The sequence below is a fragment of the Asticcacaulis sp. genome (genome assembly GCF_051956075.1).
GTDB lineage: Bacteria > Pseudomonadota > Alphaproteobacteria > Caulobacterales > Caulobacteraceae > Asticcacaulis.
In genome coordinates this window covers 36,053-57,591 of the sequence record NZ_JBQCGA010000013.1, presented here as the reverse complement: position 1 = coordinate 57,591, position 21,539 = coordinate 36,053, and the positions used below count along the sequence as shown (strand labels likewise).

Annotated in this window: 23 protein-coding genes; 17 read left to right on the top strand and 6 right to left on the bottom strand. The window is 62.9% G+C overall.

Annotation, left to right across the window (positions count from 1 at the left end):
- Window positions 1–1,590 carry a GMC oxidoreductase gene (locus ACTHLA_RS03690; RefSeq protein WP_440185592.1) on the top strand — a complete coding sequence of 530 codons (1,590 nt, stop codon included), beginning with the start codon at window positions 1–3 and terminating at the stop codon, window positions 1,588–1,590.
- On the opposite strand, the gene ACTHLA_RS03685 is transcribed toward ACTHLA_RS03690, so the two are convergent.
- The 3 genes from ACTHLA_RS03685 to ACTHLA_RS03675 are packed head-to-tail and all read right to left on the bottom strand — an operon-like array spanning window position 1,587 to window position 3,103.
- Window positions 1,587–1,967 (bottom strand): type II toxin-antitoxin system VapC family toxin, encoded by a 381-nt coding sequence (locus ACTHLA_RS03685; RefSeq protein WP_440185590.1) that lies wholly within the window; start codon window positions 1,965–1,967, stop codon window positions 1,587–1,589. The genes ACTHLA_RS03690 and ACTHLA_RS03685 overlap by 4 nt on opposite strands.
- Entirely contained in the window at window positions 1,964–2,281 is a 318-nt protein-coding gene (locus tag ACTHLA_RS03680; protein WP_440185588.1) for an AbrB/MazE/SpoVT family DNA-binding domain-containing protein, read from the bottom strand. Before ACTHLA_RS03680 ends, ACTHLA_RS03685 begins: the two co-directional genes overlap by 4 nt.
- Window positions 2,282–2,332: 51 nt before the next feature.
- A complete protein-coding gene (locus tag ACTHLA_RS03675) occupies window positions 2,333–3,103 on the bottom strand; it encodes an alpha/beta hydrolase (protein WP_440185586.1) in 771 nt (256 codons plus the stop codon).
- 39 nt (window positions 3,104–3,142) lie between these two features.
- Here ACTHLA_RS03675 and ACTHLA_RS03670 point away from each other — a divergent pair, with 39 nt between their 5' ends.
- The 3 genes from ACTHLA_RS03670 (at window position 3,143) to ACTHLA_RS03660 (ending at window position 5,431) form a co-directional block, all read left to right on the top strand.
- The gene (locus ACTHLA_RS03670) at window positions 3,143–4,321 is read left to right on the top strand and encodes a glycosyltransferase family 4 protein (RefSeq protein WP_440185584.1); all 1,179 of its coding nucleotides are present in this window, start codon (window positions 3,143–3,145) and stop codon (window positions 4,319–4,321) included.
- Between the two features lie 165 nt (window positions 4,322–4,486).
- On the top strand, window positions 4,487–5,008 hold the full coding sequence (infC, locus tag ACTHLA_RS03665) for a translation initiation factor IF-3 (protein WP_440185781.1): 522 nt from the start codon (window positions 4,487–4,489) through the stop codon (window positions 5,006–5,008).
- 75 nt (window positions 5,009–5,083) lie between these two features.
- Window positions 5,084–5,431 (top strand): cupin domain-containing protein, encoded by a 348-nt coding sequence (locus tag ACTHLA_RS03660; protein ID WP_440185582.1) that lies wholly within the window; start codon window positions 5,084–5,086, stop codon window positions 5,429–5,431.
- A 194-nt stretch (window positions 5,432–5,625) separates the two neighbouring features.
- Here ACTHLA_RS03660 and ACTHLA_RS03655 read toward each other — a convergent pair whose 3' ends face one another.
- Window positions 5,626–6,888: a Y-family DNA polymerase gene (locus ACTHLA_RS03655; protein ID WP_440185580.1), complete on the bottom strand. Its 1,263-nt coding sequence runs from the start codon at window positions 6,886–6,888 to the stop codon at window positions 5,626–5,628.
- A 110-nt stretch (window positions 6,889–6,998) separates the two neighbouring features.
- On the opposite strand from ACTHLA_RS03655, the gene ACTHLA_RS03650 reads away from it, so the two are divergent.
- From ACTHLA_RS03650 to ACTHLA_RS03640, 3 genes are read left to right on the top strand one after another with little or no spacing between them, the layout of a single operon-like run.
- Window positions 6,999–7,547: a YbhB/YbcL family Raf kinase inhibitor-like protein gene (locus tag ACTHLA_RS03650; protein WP_440185578.1), complete on the top strand. Its 549-nt coding sequence runs from the start codon at window positions 6,999–7,001 to the stop codon at window positions 7,545–7,547.
- A 53-nt stretch (window positions 7,548–7,600) separates the two neighbouring features.
- Window positions 7,601–8,953 (top strand): MFS transporter, encoded by a 1,353-nt coding sequence (locus ACTHLA_RS03645; protein ID WP_440185576.1) that lies wholly within the window; start codon window positions 7,601–7,603, stop codon window positions 8,951–8,953.
- Complete coding sequence (locus ACTHLA_RS03640; protein ID WP_440185574.1) at window positions 8,950–9,630, top strand: DUF3885 domain-containing protein; 681 nt, start codon at window positions 8,950–8,952, stop codon at window positions 9,628–9,630. Before ACTHLA_RS03645 ends, ACTHLA_RS03640 begins: the two co-directional genes overlap by 4 nt.
- Here ACTHLA_RS03640 and ACTHLA_RS03635 read toward each other — a convergent pair.
- Window positions 9,605–10,408, bottom strand: a complete 804-nt coding sequence (locus ACTHLA_RS03635) for a dienelactone hydrolase family protein (protein WP_440185572.1) — start codon at window positions 10,406–10,408, stop codon at window positions 9,605–9,607. The genes ACTHLA_RS03640 and ACTHLA_RS03635 overlap by 26 nt on opposite strands.
- A 165-nt stretch (window positions 10,409–10,573) precedes the next feature.
- Here ACTHLA_RS03635 and rpmI point away from each other — a divergent pair, with 165 nt between their 5' ends.
- The 6 genes from rpmI (at window position 10,574) to ACTHLA_RS03605 (ending at window position 16,100) form a co-directional block, all read left to right on the top strand.
- Window positions 10,574–10,771 (top strand): 50S ribosomal protein L35, encoded by a 198-nt coding sequence (rpmI, locus tag ACTHLA_RS03630; protein WP_440185570.1) that lies wholly within the window; start codon window positions 10,574–10,576, stop codon window positions 10,769–10,771.
- A gap of 15 nt (window positions 10,772–10,786) precedes the next feature.
- A complete protein-coding gene (gene rplT / locus ACTHLA_RS03625) occupies window positions 10,787–11,146 on the top strand; it encodes a 50S ribosomal protein L20 (RefSeq protein ID WP_440185568.1) in 360 nt (119 codons plus the stop codon).
- 281 nt (window positions 11,147–11,427) lie between these two features.
- Window positions 11,428–12,501 (top strand): phenylalanine--tRNA ligase subunit alpha, encoded by a 1,074-nt coding sequence (pheS, locus tag ACTHLA_RS03620; RefSeq protein WP_440185566.1) that lies wholly within the window; start codon window positions 11,428–11,430, stop codon window positions 12,499–12,501.
- A gap of 160 nt (window positions 12,502–12,661) precedes the next feature.
- Entirely contained in the window at window positions 12,662–15,037 is a 2,376-nt protein-coding gene (gene pheT / locus ACTHLA_RS03615) for a phenylalanine--tRNA ligase subunit beta (protein ID WP_440185564.1), read from the top strand.
- A gap of 90 nt (window positions 15,038–15,127) precedes the next feature.
- Window positions 15,128–15,757, top strand: a complete 630-nt coding sequence (locus ACTHLA_RS03610) for a DUF4304 domain-containing protein (protein ID WP_440185562.1) — start codon at window positions 15,128–15,130, stop codon at window positions 15,755–15,757.
- Between the two features lie 94 nt (window positions 15,758–15,851).
- Window positions 15,852–16,100 (top strand): flagellar basal body rod C-terminal domain-containing protein, encoded by a 249-nt coding sequence (locus tag ACTHLA_RS03605; protein WP_440185560.1) that lies wholly within the window; start codon window positions 15,852–15,854, stop codon window positions 16,098–16,100.
- 321 nt (window positions 16,101–16,421) lie between these two features.
- Here the strand turns inward: ACTHLA_RS03605 and ACTHLA_RS03600 are convergent, their stop codons facing one another.
- Entirely contained in the window at window positions 16,422–17,132 is a 711-nt protein-coding gene (locus ACTHLA_RS03600; RefSeq protein ID WP_440185559.1) for a DUF1013 domain-containing protein, read from the bottom strand.
- A 171-nt stretch (window positions 17,133–17,303) separates the two neighbouring features.
- Between ACTHLA_RS03600 and ACTHLA_RS03595 the strand changes: the two genes are divergently transcribed.
- The 4 genes from ACTHLA_RS03595 (at window position 17,304) to ACTHLA_RS03580 (ending at window position 21,532) form a co-directional block, all read left to right on the top strand.
- A complete protein-coding gene (locus ACTHLA_RS03595; protein WP_440185557.1) occupies window positions 17,304–17,939 on the top strand; it encodes a DUF6348 family protein in 636 nt (211 codons plus the stop codon).
- A gap of 81 nt (window positions 17,940–18,020) precedes the next feature.
- Entirely contained in the window at window positions 18,021–18,884 is an 864-nt protein-coding gene (locus tag ACTHLA_RS03590; RefSeq protein WP_440185555.1) for an isoaspartyl peptidase/L-asparaginase family protein, read from the top strand.
- Between the two features lie 73 nt (window positions 18,885–18,957).
- A complete protein-coding gene (locus ACTHLA_RS03585; RefSeq protein WP_440185553.1) occupies window positions 18,958–20,352 on the top strand; it encodes a DUF1800 domain-containing protein in 1,395 nt (464 codons plus the stop codon).
- Between the two features lies 1 nt (window position 20,353).
- A complete protein-coding gene (locus ACTHLA_RS03580; protein WP_440185551.1) occupies window positions 20,354–21,532 on the top strand; it encodes a DUF1501 domain-containing protein in 1,179 nt (392 codons plus the stop codon).
- The last annotated feature ends 7 nt before the right edge of the window (window positions 21,533–21,539 follow it).

The window sequence follows — 21,539 nt, the reverse complement described above, 5'->3', positions numbered from 1 at the left end:
ATGCCTGAAGCCTTGCAGCGCGAAACCCAATCCTATGACATCGTCATTGTCGGCTCCGGCGCGGGCGGCGGCACATTGGCCTACCGGTTAGCCCAAACGGGCAAGAAGATCCTGATCCTCGAACGCGGCGAAGTCCTGCCGGTCGAGCCGCAAAACTGGGACGCGCACGCGGTCTTTGTTGAGCATCGCTACCGCACCATGGAAGAATGGCTGGATAAGGAGAATAAGCCCTTCATTCCCAACACCAATTACTGGGTCGGCGGCAACACCACCTTTTACGGCGCGGCCCTGATGCGCATGAAGGAACGCGATTTCGAGGCGGTCGATCACGCCGACGGTTTGTCGCCCGCCTGGCCGCTCAGCTATACCGACTATGCGACCTACTATACCGAGGCGGAAAAGCTGTGGCGCGTGCATGGCGAACGCGGCATCGATCCAAACGATCTGCCGGACGATCCGCCCTATCCCTATCCGCCGATCTCCGACGATCCGGGCGTGGCCAGGCTCAAATCGCATTTTGAGGGTCTGGGCTGGCATCCGTCCCCCCTGCCGCTCGGCATCAATCGCGATGAGGCCGATCCGCAACATTCCAAATGCGTGCGCTGCACGACCTGCGGCGGTTTTCCATGCCTCCTGAAGGCCAAGTCGGACGCGCGCACCATCGTCATCGAGCCGATCCGCGACCTGCCCAATGTCACCATCCTGACCGGTCATAAGGTGCAGCGTTTCGAAACCTCCGGCGACGGCAAGACCGTCACCGCCGTGCATACGATGAGCGCCGACGGCCTGTTGTCCAGCTTCAGAGGCGACATCTTCGTGCTGGCGGCGGGGGCGGCCAATTCCGCCGCTGTGCTCTTACGCTCGCGCAACGAACATCACCCGGAGGGGCTGGCCAATTCATCGGGTCTGGTCGGGCGCAACTACATGTTTCACACCACCTCGGCGGTGATTTCGATCATGGCCGAGCGCTTCGATTCGACCTTCCCCAAGACCTTTGCGGTCAACGACTTCTATTTCGGCGATCCGGCGGACAATTATCCGTACCCGATGGGACAGATTCAACTGCTCGAATATATGAACGGTCAGACGCTGGAGGGGCAGATTTCCGACATCATTCCGCCGTCGCTGATTCCCGACTTCCTGACCGACGATATTGCGCGTCACATGGTCGCGTTTCTGACCATGAGCGAAGACCTGCCGCGTTTTGAAAACCGCGTCACCCTGACCGACGACGACCAGATCAAGCTGACCTATACGCCGAACAATCTGACCTCGCATCTGAGGCTGACCAAGAAGCTGGAGGCGGGTCTGAAGGGCTTTAGCTTGCGCCAGCACACCCTGTTCGAGCCGCATTTCGCCATCGATTCGCTGCTGCCGCTTTACGGCACCGCGCACCAGTGCGGCACGATCCGCTTCGGTCGCGATCCGGCGGCCAGCGTGCTGGACGAAAACTGCAAGGCGCACGAACTGGACAATCTGTATGTGACCGATACATCCTTCTTCGTCTCGGCCTCGGCGGTCAATCCGACCCTGACGACAGTGGCGAACGCGCTTAGGGTTGGCGATATTCTTAAAGACAGGCTGGGTTAGCGGATCGCAACGATCTCAAGTCCCAGATCGAGTTTGAGCCAGGCGCGATCCGCGGTCAGCACGGCTCGTTTCGCCAGCATGGCCGTCGCCAGACAGGCGCGGTCGCCGAAGGATAGCCCATAGGCGCGTGTCGCAACGCGCAACTGTCCCGCCAGGAAGGCATGCGCCTCGTCAAAAGGCGTGACTTCAAACGGCAGAGTTGAAAACGCCTTTCGCGCCGCCTCCGAGTCCAAGCCTTTTTCGGCTATCTTGGCATAGACTTCTGACATATTGACGGCGCTGACGGCGGCGCCCTTCAGGGCGGCCAACACTGTTTCGCGACCCGGTTCATACAACAGCATGGCCAGTAGGGCCGATGCGTCCAGAACCGCGCTCATTCGCGCGCCGCCTCGGCCCTGCGGTCCGCAATAAGCTCATCGACCAGAGACGGACCATCTCGGAGCGGCGCGAACAGGCGTTCCAGTCTTTCCAGTGCTACGGCAGGACTGAGCAGTCGCAATTCACCATCGACCAGTTCGGCATTGACGACGCCGCCTGCCTCCAAACGCATCTGGCGGCGCAGTTCTGAGGGAATCAGGACGCGGCCATCGGCGCCGATTTGCAGTTGCAGGTGGAAAGGCGCAGTCGGCGCTTCGCTGACGCCGGAGATCGGCTGGTCAGGTTCGCTTCTATACTGACGATTTCGGGACATAGCGGTTTTTCCGACAATAGAGTCTGTATATGACAGATTTTGTAAAAATTGTCAATTTTTGACTGTTTCCAGGGCGCGGAGCTCAATTGCCATTTTACCCAGCCTCTGCAAATCCTGCGGGCGCGACAGGCGGTGGTCGCCGTCCTTGATCAGCTCCATGCGCGCATCCGCCGTGGTCAGGGTTTCCAGCAGGCGGACGCCGTGCCGCCACGGCACGACAACGTCCTGCATGCCATGCAGGATACGCACCGGACCGTCGAAGGCGATGGGGGCGTTCAGCACCTCATGCTGCGCGGCGTCGTCGAAAAACGCTTTTGATAGCGGCACAGGGCGGTCATAGCCGGGCATGTTGTGAACACCGGTCGCCTCATAGGCTTCACGCTGTTGCGGGGTCAAAGACGGCAGCATGAGTTGGGTGGCGAAATCCGGCGCCGGGGCGATAAAGCCCGCCGCCCGGACCTTGCCCGGACGCGCCTTCAGCAGCAGGGCCAGCATATGCGCGCCCATGCTGGAGCCGATGGCGACCAGCGGCCCGTCGATACTGTCCGCCACGGCCAGCACATTGTCGCGCCAGCGGCTGACCGAGGCGTGCGCAAAGTCGCCGCCCGTCTCGCCGTGGGCGAAATAGTCGAAACAGACAAAGGCGCGGCCTTCGCGGCGGCAGAGGTCGCTCAGATAAGCGATTTTCGAGCCGGTCATGTCGGACAGGAAACCGCCCAGCCACAGCAGGGTCGGTCCCTGGCCTTCGATACGGCGATAGGCGATGCGGTCGCCGTTCGGGGCGTCGCGCCATTGCGGTGCTTGATTTAAAAAGTCGGTCATGGTCAATGCTTTGCCATTGTTTCCCCGCACAGACAATCCATGCCCGATCACGCCTTCACCGCCTGCGTCCTGCAAGTCGTCCCCGAACTCGATACGGGCGGCGTCGAACAGACCGTGGTGGACGTCTCCGAAGCGATCATCGCGGCGGGCGGGCGCTCGATCGTCGTCAGCAAGGGCGGGCGGTTGCAGGCGCGGCTGGAAAAAGGCGGTGCGACGGTGATCAACCTGCCGGTCCACAGCAAGAATCCGTTTGTGCAAGGGCGTATGTACGCAGCCCTGCGCCGCATCATTCGCGTTGAGCGGGTCGATATTGTCCATGTGCGCTCGCGCGCCCCGGCCTTGGCGTCCATCGCGGCGGCGCGGGCGGAAAAGATCCGGTCCGTCGCCACCTATCACGGCATTTATAACGCGAAGTCGGCGCTCAAGCGCTGGTACAACAGCCAGATGACGCGCGCCGATCTGACCATCGCCAATTCGGACTATACGCGCGATCACATCCTGGCCGCCTATCCGGGCGTAGCGCCGGAAAAGGTGGTCAGCATACCGCGCGGCGTCGATCTTAAACGGTTCGACCCGGAAGGCTTCGATGTGCGCCGGGTGATGAAGCTGGAGGCCGCCTGGGGGCTGCCGCATGCGGGCGATCCCGGCGCGCCGGAGACGCGTATCCGCTTTCTGCTGGCGGCGCGGCTGACGCGCTGGAAGGGGCAGGCGCTGATCGTCGAGGCGGCGGCGAAACTGCGCGCTTCGGGCTGTGAGGATTTTGTCATCCTGCTGGCGGGCGACGATCAGGGGCGCAGCGGCTACAGCGCTGAACTGAAGGCGGCGATTGCGGCGCACAGCCTTGAGGATCACGTCAGGCTGGTCGGCCATTGCGCCGATATGCCGACAGCCTATCAGCTCTGCCATTACGCGCTGGCGCCGTCACTGGAGCCGGAAGCCTTCGGACGCACCGCCGTCGAGCCGCAGGCCATGTTGCGCCCGCCGCTGGCCTCAAAACATGGCGCGACGGTGGAGACGGTGGTTCCGGGCGAGACCGGCTGGCTGGTGACGCCCGGCGACGCCGACGCCTGGGCCGAGGCGATGCGCGCGGCGATGCAGCTTGACCCGGAAGCGCGATTCGCCATGGGGCTGGCGGGGCGGGCGCGCGTCAAAGACCTGTTCAGCCTTGAGGTCATGTGCGCGCGCACCCTTGATGTTTATCGTCAATTGCTTATGTAAACGGCGCAAGGCGGACACACCCTGTTCGCAACCTTCGTGCAAATCCCGAAATTTTAACCTTTCGCGCGCATTGGGGATTGATCCGAAGCGCAAGGAAAGCCATAATCTTTCGCGTTTTAACCGACCCCATGAACAGCCTCAGGAGAACGACCTATTCGTCGCCCGATTCAAGCCCCGCCTCCCAAAGACGGCCCCCGCATCAATAACGAGATCAAGGTTCCGCGTGTCCTTCTGATCGACCAAAACGGCGAAAAGCAAGGCATTATGCCGACTTCCGCCGCCCTCGAAGCCGCCGAGGAAGCAGGCATGGATCTGGTGGAGGTCTCTCCGACCGCCGATCCCCCCGTCTGCAAGATTCTCGACTACGGCAAGTTCCGCTTCCAGGAGCAGAAGAAGAAGGCCGAGGCGCGCAAGAAGCAGAAGATCGTCGAGATCAAGGAAATCAAGCTTCGCCCCAATATCGACAAGCACGATTACGAGGTGAAGGCCAAGGCGATGCACCGCTTCTTCGAGGACGGCGACAAGGTCAAGGTGACCCTGCGTTTCCGTGGCCGCGAAATGGCGCACCCGGAACTGGGTATGAAGCTGCTCAATCAGGTCAAGGCCGATTTCGAGCCGACCACGCGCGTCGAATACGAGCCGCGCATGGAAGGCAAGCAGATGATCATGATTTTGGCGCCGAAATAGGCTGCGATCACGTCTATGCGTTTTGCAAAACCCTCCGACCTGTCGGAGGGTTTTCGCATGATGGGAGCCTTTTTGATGAACTTTCTCAAATTCGATCGCGACGCCCTGCCCGAACCGGAATCTGGCGCGCCTGCGCCCGACAAGGTGATCGACGGCGATCCGCGCTTCACCTCATGGACGCTGGACCAGACGGCGCCAAATACGTTCGCGGGCTACTGGGCCGCGACGCCGGGAAGCTGGCGGGTCGCCTATGACGAATGGGAATATTGCACCCTGGTCGAGGGCCACGCCGTCGTCACCGAGGACGGCCATGCGCCAGTCGAATTGCGGGCGGGCGACCATTTCATCTTCCGACCCGGCTATCAGGGCGTATGGCGGGTGGTGGAGCCGGTGCTGAAGACATTTGTGGTGATCTTGCGGTAGAAAGGAAACCACAGATTACGCAGATTTACACAGATTATCAGTGTCCTGGAGGCCTTCTGTCTGACCACGAGTCACGAAGGGCGCGAAGCGCCGGTTCTTTAATAAGGCTCTCTGCACATTCTGCCGATTGAACACCAAAAAAATCTGCGTAAATCTGCGTAATCTGTGGTTCCCCCTTTTTAACAAGCCAACGCCTACTCCCAGAACTCCTGTTTCTGCGGGATGCGGTTGAAGGCGATTTTCGCGCCAACAAAGCTGTGCAATTTGGTGCGCGGGCCGATGGTGATGGCGTCCTTGCCGAACTTCTGGTTCAGGCGGTCGAGCGCGCCGAGCAGCTTCATGTGTTTCGCGTTCTCCTGCGCTTCGGGGGTCCAGCCGAACAGGTCGGGCGGCGCCTCGGCGCTGTGCAGGCCCAGGCACACCACCGACACCTTGCGCGCGCGATCGTCGCTCAAACGCGCGGACGCCTCGGCCCAGGCGCCTTCGAGGCCGCGTAACAGGATGAAGCTGTCCGAGGTCAGTTCAAAGCGGGCCTCGGCGCCCGCGCGATTCTTGTTCGCGCCGCTGATCGACAGATAGAGCCCGGTGCATTTATAGCCCATGCGGCGCAGGCGCGAGCCGCATTTGGCGGTGAGTCGCCGCGCCACCAGCCGCGCCTGCGCCAAGGGACGCAATTCAGCGGGTAAGACGTGCGAATGGCTGATGGACGAGCGCTGTGTGGCGATCTCCGGCGGATCGACGCCGTGCAGGGCGTACCAGAAGTTTTCGCCCATCACGCCGCCCCAGATCTGACGCAGACGCGACGGCGAGGTCGCCCACAAGGCCCTTACATCATAGATGCGCGCCGCGTTCAGCCGTTTCAGCATCGAAGCGCCGATCCCGGCGAAATCGTCGAGTTTGAGACTCAGAAGATCGCCCGGCAGATGGTCCTGACGCAGCACGGTCAGGCCCAGCGGCTTCTTCATATCGGCGGCGGTCTTGGCCAGCAGGCGCGACGGCGCGATGCCGATCGAGGCGGTCAGGCATTCGCCGACATGCTCAAGGAGGCGGCGCTGAATGCGATGCCCGAGCGCCCGCGCCGCGCGTTCGTCGCGCTGCGCCCCCAGAAGGCGGCAGGCGACCTCGTCGATCGAATAGACCCTATCCACCGGCAGCACCTGATCGACCTGAACCAGAATCTGATCGTGCAGCTCGACATAACGGTCGGGGCGCGCTTCGCGGATGATCAGGCCGGGGATGCGTTCCTTCGCGTCCGCCACCTTCGTCCCGGTCTTGACGCCCAGCGCCTTGGCCTCCTGACTGGCGGCGATGGCGCTGGTGTAGTCGCTCATCACCGGCACGACAATGACAGGCCGCCCGCGCAGACGTGCATCGTCCTGCTGCTCGCAACTGGCGAAATAGCTGTTCATGTCGAGATACAGCCAGTTCAGCCCGCCATCTGTCACATCGTCGGCCATACTGAGAACATAAAGTGAACATTTGCCTGCGTCAAGCGCCCGCCGTCGGCGACCCTCATTGCTTTTTGATTCAGATGCCCGACAATAGGCGTTCAACAGGAGCTGTTCCCATGCGGTCATCCGCCTTCGCCATCTCTTGCCTTGCGCTTGCCTTGCTTTCAGGCTGCGGCCAGCATCGTTTCACCGTCACGACGGATAGCGCCTCCAACGGGCGCTTTCACCAGCCACAGTTCGCCAGCACGGGCGGCTGCACCGGCGCCAATGAAAGCCCGCACCTGGACTGGGCGGGCGCGCCGAAGGACACGCAAAGCTTCGCGGTCACCATGTTTGACCCTGACGCGAAGACCGATCATGGCGGCTTCTGGCACTGGGTGATTTTCAACCTGCCCGCCACAGTGAACGACCTGCCCGACAACGCCTCCGACTCGCCGCCGCGCCTGCCGCGCAGCGCGACCCAGGCGCAGAACGATTACGGCGACGACGGCTATGGCGGTCCCTGCCCCCCGGCGGGCGAAGATCATCGCTATGTCATCACGGTCTGGGCGTTGAAAACGCCCGCCTTGCTACTGCCCGCGACGGCTTCGGCCCAGGACGCGACGGCGCAGATCCGCGATCAGGCGATTGCGCATACGCAGATTACTGTGCGCGCAGGCGGATGACCTGCGACAAAGATAAAATTCGCAATGCAACACAAATCGGTTATAAACCGCGCATGCCGAATTTGAATACCCGGTCCGCGTCATTACAAGACGCTGATTCCGAACAGGAAACAGACGAGACGAGCGCCAGCGTCCCGGCGCGCGACGACAGGCCGGAAGACTCATCGGAAGCCCTGAACGAGCGCACCTTCCATCGCGGTCCGCTGCTGCGCAAGCTGCACGCCTTCTTTGACGACAATGGCCCGCTGGCGGCGATGTTCGCCGTGGTGTTCGTCAATCTGGTCGGTTTCGGCATCGTCGTGCCGCTGATCCCGTTCTTCGCCCAGAGCCTGCATGCCCAGGCCTGGCAGGTGACGTGGATGTTCACCGCCTACAGTCTGGGCCAGTTCTTCGCCGAACCGTTCTGCGGCCGCCTGTCCGATCGCATCGGGCGCAAGCCGATCCTGATGATCACCACCGGCCTGTCGGTGATCTTCTACGTGCTGCTGGCCTTTTCGCCGAACATATGGGCGGCGATTCTGGTGCGTTTCCTGTGCGGTCTGGCCTCGGGCAATATCTCGACCATTCAGGGCTATGTGTCGGATTTTTCCAAGCCGGAACAGCGCGCCAGCCGCATGAGCCTGATCGGCGCCGCCTTTTCGCTCGGCTTTATCATCGGCCCGGTGATCGGCGGACTGCTGACGCATGAGCATTTCGGCGGCAACGCCTTCCGTCTGCCCCTGTTCGCGGCGGCGGGTCTGTCGGCGGCGGCGACTTTGGGCGTCATCCTGTTCGTGCGCGAAAGCCGTCAGCGCACCCAGCACAGCGCGCCGCCCGACAATATGCTGAAGACCGCGCAGGAGGCGTTGAAAAGCCGCGTCATCGTGCGCGTCATTCTGGCGACCCTGTGCTACATGATGGCCTTTGCCGGTCTGGAGGCGACCTTCGGCCTGTGGGTCGAGGTGCGCTACAACTGGCATGCGGCGCAGATCGGCGCGGTCTTCCTGTTTATCGGCGCCACCGCCGCCATCATGCAGATGGTGGTCATGCGCCCGCTGGTGCGGCGCTGGGGCGAGTCCAAGGTGTTGGCCGCCGGTCTGTTCGTCTTCGGGGTCAGCTTCATCTTTCAGAGCGTCAACCATGTCTCATGGCTGATCGTGCCGTTATTGATGCTCGGCACGGCGGGTCAGGCGGTGATCTTCGCCACCATCTGCGCGATCATCTCGATGGCCACCCCGCCGGAACGGCAGGGCGCCATGCTGGGCCTGAACATGTCCACCGGCGCGGTGGCGCGCATTGTCGGCCCGATGGTGGCGGGTTTTCTATTTTCGCAATTCGGCCCCGAAGCGCCCCTGTGGCTCGACGCGGCCATGGCGATTCCGGCGGCGCTGCTGGCGTTGCAGGTCGGCAAGGTGCAGAAGCGATGAGCCCAACCTCCTCTATCCAAATCGACTATTTCGAGACCGATTGGCGGCGTTTTCATCCGGGACGGTTCCCGCTCGGCCACATGCTGCGCCACGCCGACAACTGGAACGGGACGCGCTTTCACCTGCTGCCCCACAATCGCGCCGCCGTCGCCAATCGCGCCGAGTTCCGCGCGCTGATCGAGCGTTACAATACGATGGGAACCGCGACTCTGGGCGAGGACGCCGAGTGCTGGCTGGTTCTGGTGCAGTCGCCCAATCAGGACGCGAAATCGCGCGCGCGCATGAACCGCATCAAGAAGCGCTACGCTATGCAGGCGGGCTGGCAGTTCTTCTCGGCCACCGACAATCTCAGCTATACGGTGTGGACCGCGAAGGTGGAGTGGCGTGAAAACGCCTTCAACCGCCTGCTGATCCAGACCTATCATCAGGACATCTGGGACGTATTGTGGATGCGCGCTTCGGATGGCGCGATCTTCTATCCTTACGGTTCCGGCGTCGATGTTTCGCAGCCGACGCCGCAGGCGCTGATCGACCTCGTGTCGCGCTATTATGGCTGGCTGCCGGTTTCCGGCGCGGGCGGCTATCTGAAATTCAACCCGAAACAGATGCAGGGCGTGCGCTTTGAGGTGTCCAAGCCCTGCGCAGACGCGATCAACCGCCTGATTTCGGGCGGCTGAACCCTTTGAAACGCGGCATGCGGTCCAGAACCGGCAGGCTGATCAGCGGGCGGCGGTAGCGCAGGAACCAGCTATAGAGGTCCGGGTCGTTATAGGTGCGCTCCCAGACGAAATGCCCGACGCCCGGATAGACGGTGTAGTGAATATTGACGCCGCACGCCTTGGCGCTGTCGACGAGGGACTGTTCTTGCTTAATGGGCACAATGCCGTCATCGGCGCCGTGAAAGGCCCAGACCGGCACGGATTTCAGCCGACACGGCTGCTTGACGTCGCTGTAGCCCGACACCGGCGCGATGGCGGCGAACAGGTGCGGATAGGTCATGGCGAAGTCCCATGTCCCCTGCCCGCCGCGCGACAGACCGGTCAGATAGACGCGGCGCCGGTCGATGGGCAGGCCCTTTTCCGCCTTCGTCAGCCATTCGTCGAGGCGCTTTGGCGACCATTCGTCGTCATGATCCTCCTGCGGGGCCAGGATGATGAAGGGAAAGTCGGGATGCGTATCCGCATAATGCCATGGTCCGTTGGCCAGCACGGCGTAGGCGTCGTCGCCCGCCTCGCCGGAGCCATGCAGGAAGACGATCAGCGGCAGGCGTTTGCTAAGATCGGCGTGGGCGGGCATGTAGCGGATATAGCGCTGAACCGAGCCATCCTTGAGTGTGACGGACAGGGCTTCGGTCTGCGGCGTGTCGTAAAGGATTTTCGGGAGGGATACGCACCCCACCAGAACAGCGCTCAACGCCAACAGAAGCGGAAGAACCAGCAGACGAACAGGCTTCATACCGCCAACCATGCTCCGGATACCACGCCTTGACAAGAGTCGCTTTAGGCTTGCCTCGTCAGCCCTTTTCCTGTATTGCCCCCGGTTCCAACCGACCCGCCGGGCCAAAAAGGCATGCCTTGGCGAGTCAAGATAGAGGGCGGCCCTAATCCGGTCGTACAGAAAATGCCCAAGCTGAAGACCAAGTCGGGCGCCAAGAAGCGCTTCCGCTTTACTGCCTCTGGCAAGGTGAAGGCCGGCGTCGCCGGTAAGCGTCACCGTTTGATCTCGCACAACGCGAAGTACATCCGTCAGAACCGCGGCACCGCGGTCATGTCGGACGCCGACGCGACGAAGATCAAATCCTACATGCCGTACGCCTAAGAGGAGCAGTGAAACATGGCTCGCGTTAAAAGAGGCGTCACGTCCCACGCCAAACACAAGAAGGTTCTGAAGCTCGCCAAGGGTTTCTATGGCCGTCGCAAGAACACCATCCGCACCGCGAAGGCGGCCGTCGATAAGGCTGGCCAATACGCCTATCGCGACCGCCGCAACAAGAAGCGCAACTTCCGCAGCCTGTGGATCCAGCGCATCAACGCGGCTGCGCGCATGGAAGGCTTCACCTATTCGCAATTCATCCACGGCCTGAACGTCGCCGGCATCGACATGGACCGCAAGGTTCTGTCCGACGTCGCGATGAATGACGAAGCCGGTTTCAAGGCCATTGCGGACAAGGTGCGCACGGCTCTGGCGGCTTAAAGCCTGACGGCTTACATGCTTTGAAGAACCCCGCGCCGGAGACGGTGGCGGGGTTTTTCTTTTTGCGCAGAAAAGAAAGATACCCCACCACCATTGGCTGCGCCAATGGTCCCCCTCCCCATCACAGATGGGGAGGCATAAGATACGATCATACCTCCCCAGTTTACTGGAGAGGGGAGCGCGTCCGCAGGGCGTGGTGGTGGGGTATCTTTCTTCCTATCAATTGCTTCCGCAGACGCTTTCGCCTAAACACACGCATCCCTTATCTACAGACGACAATCATGACCGCCTATACCGACCTGCAACACGAGATCGAAGCCGAGATCAAGGCCGCTGCGGACCTTTCCGCGCTGGACGCCGTGCGCGTTTCGGCGCTTGGCAAGACCGGGCGCATTTCCGGGCTTTTGAAGACGCTCGGCAGCCTGCCGCCGGAGGAGCGCAAAAGCACCGGCGCGGCGATCAACGCCGTGCGCGATGCGGTCACCACCGTCCTGGAAGCGCGCAAGGCCGAGCTGGAGGCCGCGCATCTGGCGCAGCGTCTGGAGAAGGAGCGCGTGGACCTGTCCCTGCCCGCCGCCCGTCGTCCGCGCGGCGGCGTACATCCGACCATGCAGGTTATGGATGAGATCGTCGCTATCTTCGCCGAGATGGGCTTTGCGGTCGCCGAAGGCCCGGACATCGAGGACGATTTCCACAATTTCACCGCGCTCAACTTCCCGGAAAAGCACCCGGCGCGCGAGATGCACGACACCTTCTTTTTTAACCCCGATGAGAATGGGGTGAGGAAGCTGCTGCGCACCCATACCTCGCCGGTGCAGATCAGGACGATGGTAGCGGGAAAGCCACCCTTCCGGCTGATCGCGCCGGGCCGGGTGTTCCGCTGCGATTCCGACCAGACGCACACGCCGATGTTCCATCAGGTCGAGGGCCTGGTCATCGACAAGGGCGCGCATATGGGCCAGCTTAAATGGGTGCTGGAGACCTTTATTTCGCGCTTCTTCGAAACCGACAGCGTCACCACCCAGTTCCGCCCGCATCACTTCCCATTCACCGAGCCATCCGCCGAAATGGATGTGCGCTGTTCATGGGAAAAGGGCGAACTGAAAGTCGGAACCGGCGAGTCCTGGCTGGAAATCCTCGGCTGCGGCATGGTGCATCCGAACGTGCTGAAGGCCTGCGGCATCGACCCGGACGAATATCAGGGCTTTGCCTGGGGCATGGGCGTCGATCGTCTGGCCATGCTCAAATACGGCGTGCCGGACCTGCGCGACATGTTCGCCGCCGATACGCGCTGGCTGGCGCACTATGGCTTCTCAGGCTTTGTCGCGCCGAACCCGGCCAGCGGATTGAGCTGATGCTTCCCCCTCCCACCACTTCGTGGTCCCCCCTCCCCGTAAACGGGGAGGGATAAATAAGCCCCCTCCTGCCCCGTTTACGGGGAAGGTGGCATTTGCGAAGCAAATGACGGAAGGGGGATCTGACAAGACGCACTTTTCGAACGCAGAGTTCACAACAATGAAATTCTCCCTCTCCTGGCTGAAAGACTATCTCGACACCGAGGCCGATATTGACGCGGTCGCCGCCGCCATGACGCGCGCGGGGCTGGAGGTCGAGGACATTCACGATCCGGCCAAGCTGCTGAAGCCGTTTTCGGTCGCCAGGGTGATCGAAGCTGCCAAACACCCGAACGCCGACAAGCTTCAGGTCTTGCAGGTCGATACGATCGACGGGCGCAAGGAGATTGTCTGCGGCGCGCCGAACGCCCGCGCGGGTATGACCACCATCTACGCTCCGATCGGCGCTTATGTTCCCGGCCTCGACGTCACCCTGGTCGAAAAGCCGGTGCGCGGCGTGGTGTCGAACGGCATGATGTGTTCCGCCGCCGAGCTGCAACTGTCCGATGAGAGCGACGGCATTCTCGATCTGAGCGATGATCTGCCCGTCGGCATGGCCGCCGCCGAGGTGTTCGGCGCGGAGCCGGTGATCGACTTCGAGGTTACGCCGAACCGTCCCGACTGGCTGGGCGTCAACGGCATTGCCCGCGATCTGGCCGCCGCTGGATTGGGCGTGTTCAAGGACAAGGTGATCACGCCGGTTGCGGGCGCCTTCCCGTGTCCGATCACAGTCAGCGTCGATGGCGAGGCCTGCCGTCATTTCACAGGCCGCGTCATTCGCGGCGTCAGGAACGGCCCCTCGCCCGCCTGGCTGCAACAGAAGCTGACCGCGATCGGTTTGAAGCCTATCAGCACGCTGGTGGATATCACCAACTATCTGTCCTATGACCGCGCGCGACCGCTGCATGTCTATGATGTCGCGAAACTGAGCGGAAATTCCCTTAGCGCGCGGAATCCTTCCGAAGAATCGGAATTTATCGCTCTCGACGGGAAAAATTATTCGGTAAATTCGGAAATGTGCGCGATCCTCGATGCGTCGGGCGTGATCGGCCTCGGCGGCATTATGGGCGGCGTCAGCACCGGCGTCGATGACAGCACCACCGCCGTCTTCCTCGAAAGCGCGTGGTTCGACCCGATCCGCACGGCGCAGACGGGCCGGACAACGGGCATCACGTCCGATGCGCAGTATCGTTTCGCGCGCGGCGTCGATCCGGAATCGACCCTGCCGGGGCTGGAACTGGCCACGCAACTAATCCTTGACCTCTGCGGCGGCGAAGCGTCCGACGTGGTGGTCGCAGGCGAGCCGCTGGCGCGCAAGCCCGACGTGGTCTTCGACCCCGCCTATGTCACGAAACTGACCGGCATGGAGATCGCGCCCGAGACGACGCGCGGCATCCTGACGGCGCTGGGCTTCACCGTCTCTGACAACTGGAGCGTCGCCCTGCCGTCCTGGCGGCGCGATGTGGAAGGCAAGGCGGACCTCGTTGAAGAGGTCGCGCGCATCCACGGCTTCGACAATCTGCCGACCGAACCGCTGCCGGTTATCGCCCCGCAAGCGGGCGGCGTGCTGACGGCGCGTCAGGCCAAAGCCCGCATCGCACGCCGGGCGCTGGCCGCCTATGGTTACAGCGAGGCCGTCACATGGTCGTTCATGCGTCAAGACTGGGCCACCCTGTTCGGCGGCGGCGATGCGGCGCTGGCGCTGGCCAATCCGATTGCGTCCGAGCTGAACTGCATGCGTCCCAGCGCCCTGCCCAACCTGCTCGAAGCCTGCGGGCGCAATGCGGCGCGCGGCTTTGCAGGCGCGCAACTGTTCGAGATCGGGCCGGTTTATGCCGGTCTGGAGCCGAACGACCAGAAGACCGTCATCGCCGCCGTGCGCGCGCCGGACCGCTCGCGCGGCTGGCAGGGCAAGGCTGAGGACGCCCTGTTCGCGCTGAAAAGCGACCTGATAAGCGTGCTTGAGGATATGGGGGCGCCGGTCGCCTCGCTGCAACTGGTTCAGGGCGCGAACAATAACTGGTGGCATCCGGGCCGTTCGGCGCGGCTGCAACTCGGCCCGAAGACGGTGATTGCGGAATTCGGCGAGCTGCATCCGGCGGTCCTGAAGGCGATGGACCTTGACGGATCTTATGTCGGCTTTGAGATCGTGCTGGAGACTCTGCCCGCGCCGAAGGGCAAGGGGGGCAAATCCAAAGGCGCGCTCAGCCTGTCCAACCTGATGCCTTTATCGCGCGATTTCGCCTTCCTGATCGACGCCAAAACGCCGTCCGGCGACCTGATCCGCGCGATCAGGGGCGCGGACAAGGCGCTGATTTCCGATGCGCGCGTTTTCGACGTCTATACCGGCGCGGGCGTCCCCGAAGGCCAGGTGTCGCTGGCCATCGAGGTGACGATCACGCCAACGGACAAGACCCTGACCGAACCGGAGATCGAAGCGCTGAGCGGCAAGATCATCGCCGCCGCGCAAAAGGCCGGGGCGGCTTTGCGAGGGTGATATTGGCAAGATAGAGGTGGTCTATGTTGCCGTCGATCAAACTATAAAGCGAATATAAGAATTGGTGAACCTGCCGAGGCTGCTGACGTTATGACGCAAACTGTGTCTGTAGAGGCTAGCATCAGGAAAATACTGGCGCCCGTCCTGCGCGCTGAGGGATTTCGCGGTTCTGGCCGCACCTTTCGCCGTGTTGCAAACGATTTCGTCTGCATCGTAAATGTTCAAGGCAGCCGATACGGCGGGCAGTTCGCGATCAATTTGGGCCTACATCCTCTGGCTTTGGCAGGTGTCGTTCCAAGTCGCAAAGCTATCGACCTTAAAAAAATGTCTGAGTACGACTGCGTGTTCAGACGCCGTCTCAGTTCGGATGGCGCAGACAAATGGTGGACATATTCCGATCAGACCAGTCTTGAAATGGCTATGGGAGATGCTGTGTGTCTCTTCGAAGCTGTAGGACGTAACATTTTTGATAAGCACACAGCGCCAGATGCGCCCCTCAAGACCATAACCAGTGCCGAATATAAATCACACGGCATAGATTTGTCGGGGCTTTGTTTTTCAGAGCCATTACAGGCCTACACGATTGCGCTAATGAGGCTCTTAGCTGGCCATCATGACGAAGCTATTGCATTCGCGCAATTTGCACTCAATCGCGTCGAAGGCGCGTCAATACTCAAAAAGGAATTAGAGGCTATTATGGATGACGTCTGGCGACTTTGATATTGTGGATGCTTCTGGCCAACTAAACTACAGTTAACCCCGCTTAACCGCGTCTTTACAGACTCCCTTAGCAAACAGGGCGCATAATGCCGTTATGGACGCGCTCTCGATAGGTTCAAACGCCGCCGTTTCGGCCATACGCAGTTTCGATCAGGCTGCCGCCCGGACCGTGCGCGACTCAGCCCCGTCATCTACGCCTTCGCCCAATGGGATCGGCGGCAATGGCGATCTGATCAGCGACTTCGTCCAGCAGATTCAGGCGCAGGCCGCCTTTCAGGCCAGCGTCAGCGTGATTAAGACCGCCGATCAGATGACCGGTCGCCTGCTTGATGTGAAAGCGTAACCTGTTTCCTCCCCCTGCCCCGCCTTGGAGCGCCGAGCGATCGGCGCTCTCGTTTTATGCGGCGGCGCGTAACCGGTCGACACAGCGGATACTATCCCCCTCTCCCCCTCCATGAGGGGGAGAGGACGAGGAGCAAGGCGAAGCCGCCGATCCTCGGGTGAGGGGCTGTCAGACGCCTGCGCCCAGTCGTCAGACAGCCCCTCACCCGATCGCCTTCGCTGCGCTTGGCTCTCGTCCTCTCCCCGCATGCGGGGAGAGGGGTAAAAAACAAAAAAGGCCCGCCAGATGACCGGCGGGCCTTTATTTTCCTGCGCTTGTAACTCAGTAGGCGTCGTCTTCGTCCTCGTCGGACTTGCGGGTGTTGGAACCAGCGCCGAACACGTCTTCGACCGACAGGTCGGCCTTGCGGTAGGGGCTGTCCTCTTCCTCGTCGAAGGCGGGCTGAACGGTCTGAGCCGGTTGCAGCGCCGGGTCTTCGAGCGGGATGCCCATCTTCTCGGCGTGCTTGCGACGCGCCTCGGCGGCCTTGCGCACCACGGCGTCGAGTTCGATCTGCGAGACCAGGCCCAGCGTCACCGGATCGACCGGCTTGATATTGGCGCTGTTCCAGTGGGTGTTGTTGCGCACCTGCTCGATGGTCGATTTGGTGGTGCCCAGAAGTTTGGAAATCTGCGCGTCGGTGATTTCCGGGTGATTCTTGACGAACCATTTGATCGCGTCCGGGCGGTCCTGACGGCGCGACACCGGCGTATAGCGCGGCGCCTTCTTGCTGGGCTTCAGCAGTTCGGCGTGGCGCGACACCAGAGCCTTCATGCGATAGGCGGCGTTCTTTTCGGCCTTGTCGAGTTCTTCGCGCGTCAACTGGCCGTTGGCGATGGGATCGGCGCCGCGGATGTCGCGCGCGACCTCGCCGTCGGCGATGCCCTTGACCTCAAGCAGGTGCAGGCCGCAGAAGTCGGCGATCTGTTCGAAGCTCAGCGATGTGTTGTCAACCAGCCAGACCGCCGTGGCCTTGGGCATAAGGATGGACATGGTGTTCGACCTCTCTGATGGACGGACCTGACAGGGCGTCCGGCGTCGTCCAGAAATGGCTACGCCCGGCTTTTGCAGCCGGGCGCGGGGATTGAACGACAGCTATAGAGCGATTTTTCGTGAAAGAAAAGAGCGGATTCGACGCATGCCGGGATTGCGGATAACCTTGCCGTGAGCCATGTGAAGAACGTGATGACCGAGATTTCGCCCGATGACAGCGCCTTACGCGACAGGCTGGCCGATCTGCTGCGCGCCGAGCGGCTGGACCCGCAGAGGCGCGGCGACTGGCTGCTGATCGACGAGGCCTTTCCGGCCCTGCGCGCCCATCGCGATCAGGGGGCGCTATGCGTCGAGCTGACTCTCTATGACGGGCGGGTCATCCGTGAGCGCTTTGCGGCGCAGGGCGGCCTTATGGCGTTCAGCGATGGGCCTTTGCGCGTTTTCTTAAGCGCCTTCTGGGAGCGACACAATCCTGGTCTGGTGGCGCGCGATGTGTGGAAGCGCGCGGACGGACCGTGGTTGGCCATCACCGGGCCCTATCTGCGCGAGGCCAGCTCAGGTGAGGCGGCGCCCGTGCCTTATCGCCTGTTCGGCATGGTGCAGGATTTTGTGCGCGAAGCCGCGCTTGACGACGATCTGCACTGGCTGTCGATGCAGGTCAGCGTCGTCGAGGGTCAGGCGCATGTCTTCGTTCAGCTCGACAATATCGAACAGCCGGACCTGGCCGACACCCTGCGGTCGCTCGACTGGCCGCGGGACGCGCGCACCCATGCTATGCGCAACTTCATGCTGCTGGCCAGAAGCTAAACAGAAGCTAGGCTTGCGCGGCGCCGTCCGCGCGCCTAAAGCAGGTTTCCCCTGAAACATTCCTCTGTGACGGAGTTTCCCATGATCGCGCTTGCCCTGCATGGCGGCGCCGGCGCCAAGGCCGGTCGCGACTATACGACTGAGATCGAGCACATGGCCGAGGTCGCCGCGCAGGCGCGCGCCGCCCTGCGCGTCGGGGCGGCGGCGCTGGACGTCGTCACCGATGTCGTGGCCGCGCTGGAAGCGTCGGGTCTCTATGTCGCGGGCAAGGGCGCCTCGCCCAACGCCGCTGGTCATTACGAACTCGACGCCGCGCTGATGACCGGCCACGATCAGCAATGCGGCGCAGTGGCGGCGCTGATGGACTATCCGAGCCCGGTCCGCGTGGCGCGCGCGGTCATGGAGCGCACGCCGCATGTCCTGCTGGCGGGCGATGGGGCGAGCCTGTTCGCTGCCGAGCAGGGGTTTGAGGCGGTGAGCGATCCCGACCATTATTTTACGCGCGCGGGCCGTTTTGAGTCCAACCATCCGCCGGGGACGCTGGCGCACGGCACGGTCGGTTGCGTGTGCCTCGATGCGCAAGGGCGGCTGGCCGCCGCCACCTCGACGGCGGGCGTGTTCGGCAAGCTGCCGGGCCGCGTCGGCGATACGCCGCTGATCGGCGCAGGCACCTGGGCGGATGCTAACGCCGCCGTCTCCTGCACCGGCCAGGGCGAATATTTCATCCGCGTCAACGCCGCCGCGCAGGTCGCTTTTCGTCATGCGACGGGCGAGGCGCTGAGCGCGGCCTCGGACGCCGTGCTGGCGCGGATTGCGGGCATGGGCGGCGAAGGCGGGCTGATCGCGGTCAACGCCAGGGGCGAGGTCTGCGTCCCGTTTCGTTCGCAGGGCATGAAACGCGCCTGGTTCAGCGGCGACGGCGAGATCGTCTCCGAAGCCTTCTGAATTTCGTCGCGACGGAGCGCCCTATATTCGCCGTTAAAGTTGGCGAGCCTGCCGGTAGGCGCGGAGACTGATCATGGCGCAACCCGTTTACGATCCTGCCATAGCCGTGTCGCGGTTCGGCCTTGGAGCCACGCCGCAGGGCGTCGACGCCACAGGCGACGCGCACGCGGTTCTCCTGTCCGAGATCGCGCAGGGGCCGCCGCAACTGCAGGGATTGGCGGCGACGCCCGATCTGCTGACGCAGGTGTTCGCCTATCAGAAGGCCAAACGCATGGCGCGGCAGGCGGCGAACGCTGGCGACGCCAATGGGCCGAAAAAGCCTGACCGCGACGATAACCCCGTCCGTCCCGCCCTGCTGGCCGAGATGAAGGCGCGCTTTGACGGAACCGTGACAAGCCCGGTCATCGGCTTTAATGAGCGCATGACGCAGTTCTGGGCCAACCATTTCGCCGTCTCGACCAAGAAAAGTCAGGAACTGGCGGCGATAGCGGGCGCGTTTGAGCGCGAGGCGATCCGGCCACACGTCTTCGGCAGGTTTTCCGACCTGTTGCTGGCGGTCGAAACCCATCCGGCCATGCTGCTCTATCTCGACAATCAGACCTCGATCGGGCCGGACTCGCCCGCGGCGCGTAAAGGCAAGGGCGGCGCCAAACGCGGCCTCAACGAGAACCTGGCGCGGGAGATCATGGAGCTGCACACGCTGGGCGTCGGCTCCGGCTACACCCAGACCGATGTGACCACCTTCGCCAAGGTCATCACCGGCTGGAGCGTGGCGCGCGACAATGACCGCAACGCATCGCCCGGAACCTTTGTCTTCCACGCCTATGCGCACGAACCTGGCGCCCAGACCCTCCTTGGCAAACGCTATGCCGAGGGCGGCATGGAGCAGGGCAAGGCCGTGCTGCTGGACCTGGCCCGTCACCCAGCGACCGCGCAGCATATCGCGACCAAGCTGGCGCGTTATTTTATCGCCGACGATCCGCCGCCCGAACTGGTGACGCATCTGCGCGAGACTTTCATCAGCACGGACGGCGATCTTGCCGAGATGTCGCGCGCCCTGATCGAAGCGCCGGAAAGCTGGTCGCCGCAGCGGGTCAAGATGCGCTCGCCGCTCGAATATTGCTGCGCCCTGATCCGCGCAACCGGCGTCAGTCCCAAACCGCAGGCCATCGAAGCCGCGCTCAACGCCATGGGGCAGCCCCTGTGGCAGCCCGCCGGTCCGAACGGCTTTCCCGACACGGTGGCGGCGTGGAACTCGCCCGAAGGCATGGCCACGCGCATGGATGTCGCCAACAGCTTCGCCGACATGCTGGCGCGCCGACGAGCGAACGCCGACGCGCGCGCTCTGGCGCAAAGCCTGTTCGGCTCGCAACTGAGCGACGCCACCGCCCAGGCTGTGGCGCGCGCCGAAACGCAGTCGCAAGGATTAGCCTTGCTGTTCATGTCACCGGAATTCATGAGGCGCTGATATGTTGAATCGTCGTCATCTGCTCGCCAGCCTCGGCGCAACAGCCGCATTTGGCGGCGCCATCCCCACCCTCGCCCGCGCGTCGGGCGCGCGCGATCCGCGTCTGGTCGTCATCGTACTGCGCGGCGCGATGGACGGGATGAGCGCGGTCCCGCCCGTGGGCGATCCTGATTTTGCGTCTCTACGCGGCGCCTTTCCGCAGGACGGGGACGTGAAGCTCGATTCGACCTTCTCGCTGCATCCGTCGCTGGCGAATTTCGCGCGGCAGTATCAGGCCGGTCAGGCGCTGGTCGTCCACGCCGTCGCCTCGCCCTATCGCGACCGCTCGCATTTCGACGGCCAGGACGTGCTGGAATCGGGCATGACCGCGCCGGGCCACACCGAATCGGGCTGGCTCAACCGCGCGCTTCAGGCCCTGCCCGGCGCGCAGAAGGCCAATCCGAAAGGCTTAGGCGTCGGCGGCGTCACGCCCCTGATCATTCGCGGTCAGGCGCCTGTGCTGGGCTGGGCGCCGTCCAGCCTGAAACCCGCCGACGCCGATCTGCCCGGACGGCTGCAAATGCTTTACGGCGAAAGCGATCCCATGCTGGCGGAAACACTGAAAGAGGCCATCGACACCGGGCGGATCATCGGGCCGAACAGCATGGCCGGTTCCTATGGCGGGCCAGGCGATCCCAAGACGATGGAGGCCATGGCGCAGGGCGCCGCCAAGCTGCTGACGCAGGATGACGGGCCGCGCCTCGCCGCCTTGGCCTTCGAGGGCTGGGACACCCACGCCACCGAGCCGCAGCGGCTGGCGCGGCAACTTCAGGGCCTCGACGCCGCCTATGCGGCGTTCGAGACGGCGCTGGGGCCGGTATGGAAGGATACGGCCATATTGACCGTGACCGAGTTCGGTCGCACCGCTGCGGTCAATGGCACGAACGGCACCGATCACGGCACGGCGACAGTGGCGCTTTTGACCGGTGGCGCGGTCAAGGGCGGGCGCGTGGTCTCGGACTGGCCGGGCCTGAAACCGGCGCAGCTTTATCAGAACCGCGACCTGGCGCCGACCACGGACCTGCGCTCGGTCGCCAAGGGCCTGTTGACTGAATTTTATGATCTTCCCGAAAGCGTTCTGTCAGAGCAGGTCTTTCCAGATTCGGCGAGCGCCAAGCCCATGCGGGGCCTTATCGCCTGACCAGAAC

Bases quoted from the DNA above. Each gene is read 5' to 3' on its own strand.
- ACTHLA_RS03605 (WP_440185560.1), top strand. From the start codon at position 15,852: ATGGACGCGCTCTCGATAGGTTCAAACGCCGCCGTTTCGGCCATACGC.
- ACTHLA_RS03610 (WP_440185562.1), top strand. From the start codon at position 15,128: ATGACGCAAACTGTGTCTGTAGAGGCTAGCATCAGGAAAATACTGGCG.
- rplT (WP_440185568.1), top strand. From the start codon at position 10,787: ATGGCTCGCGTTAAAAGAGGCGTCACGTCCCACGCCAAACACAAGAAG.
- pheS (WP_440185566.1), top strand. From the start codon at position 11,428: ATGACCGCCTATACCGACCTGCAACACGAGATCGAAGCCGAGATCAAG.
- pheT (WP_440185564.1), top strand. From the start codon at position 12,662: ATGAAATTCTCCCTCTCCTGGCTGAAAGACTATCTCGACACCGAGGCC.
- ACTHLA_RS03645 (WP_440185576.1), top strand. From the start codon at position 7,601: ATGCCGAATTTGAATACCCGGTCCGCGTCATTACAAGACGCTGATTCC.
- ACTHLA_RS03600 (WP_440185559.1), bottom strand. From the start codon at position 17,132: ATGTCCATCCTTATGCCCAAGGCCACGGCGGTCTGGCTGGTTGACAAC.
- ACTHLA_RS03650 (WP_440185578.1), top strand. From the start codon at position 6,999: ATGCGGTCATCCGCCTTCGCCATCTCTTGCCTTGCGCTTGCCTTGCTT.
- ACTHLA_RS03660 (WP_440185582.1), top strand. From the start codon at position 5,084: ATGAACTTTCTCAAATTCGATCGCGACGCCCTGCCCGAACCGGAATCT.
- ACTHLA_RS03670 (WP_440185584.1), top strand. From the start codon at position 3,143: ATGCCCGATCACGCCTTCACCGCCTGCGTCCTGCAAGTCGTCCCCGAA.
- ACTHLA_RS03585 (WP_440185553.1), top strand. From the start codon at position 18,958: ATGGCGCAACCCGTTTACGATCCTGCCATAGCCGTGTCGCGGTTCGGC.
- ACTHLA_RS03640 (WP_440185574.1), top strand. From the start codon at position 8,950: ATGAGCCCAACCTCCTCTATCCAAATCGACTATTTCGAGACCGATTGG.
- ACTHLA_RS03680 (WP_440185588.1), bottom strand. From the start codon at position 2,281: ATGTCCCGAAATCGTCAGTATAGAAGCGAACCTGACCAGCCGATCTCC.
- ACTHLA_RS03685 (WP_440185590.1), bottom strand. From the start codon at position 1,967: ATGAGCGCGGTTCTGGACGCATCGGCCCTACTGGCCATGCTGTTGTAT.
- ACTHLA_RS03675 (WP_440185586.1), bottom strand. From the start codon at position 3,103: ATGACCGACTTTTTAAATCAAGCACCGCAATGGCGCGACGCCCCGAAC.
- ACTHLA_RS03690 (WP_440185592.1), top strand. From the start codon at position 1: ATGCCTGAAGCCTTGCAGCGCGAAACCCAATCCTATGACATCGTCATT.
- ACTHLA_RS03590 (WP_440185555.1), top strand. From the start codon at position 18,021: ATGATCGCGCTTGCCCTGCATGGCGGCGCCGGCGCCAAGGCCGGTCGC.
- ACTHLA_RS03655 (WP_440185580.1), bottom strand. From the start codon at position 6,888: ATGGCCGACGATGTGACAGATGGCGGGCTGAACTGGCTGTATCTCGAC.
- ACTHLA_RS03580 (WP_440185551.1), top strand. From the start codon at position 20,354: ATGTTGAATCGTCGTCATCTGCTCGCCAGCCTCGGCGCAACAGCCGCA.
- rpmI (WP_440185570.1), top strand. From the start codon at position 10,574: ATGCCCAAGCTGAAGACCAAGTCGGGCGCCAAGAAGCGCTTCCGCTTT.
- ACTHLA_RS03635 (WP_440185572.1), bottom strand. From the start codon at position 10,408: ATGAAGCCTGTTCGTCTGCTGGTTCTTCCGCTTCTGTTGGCGTTGAGC.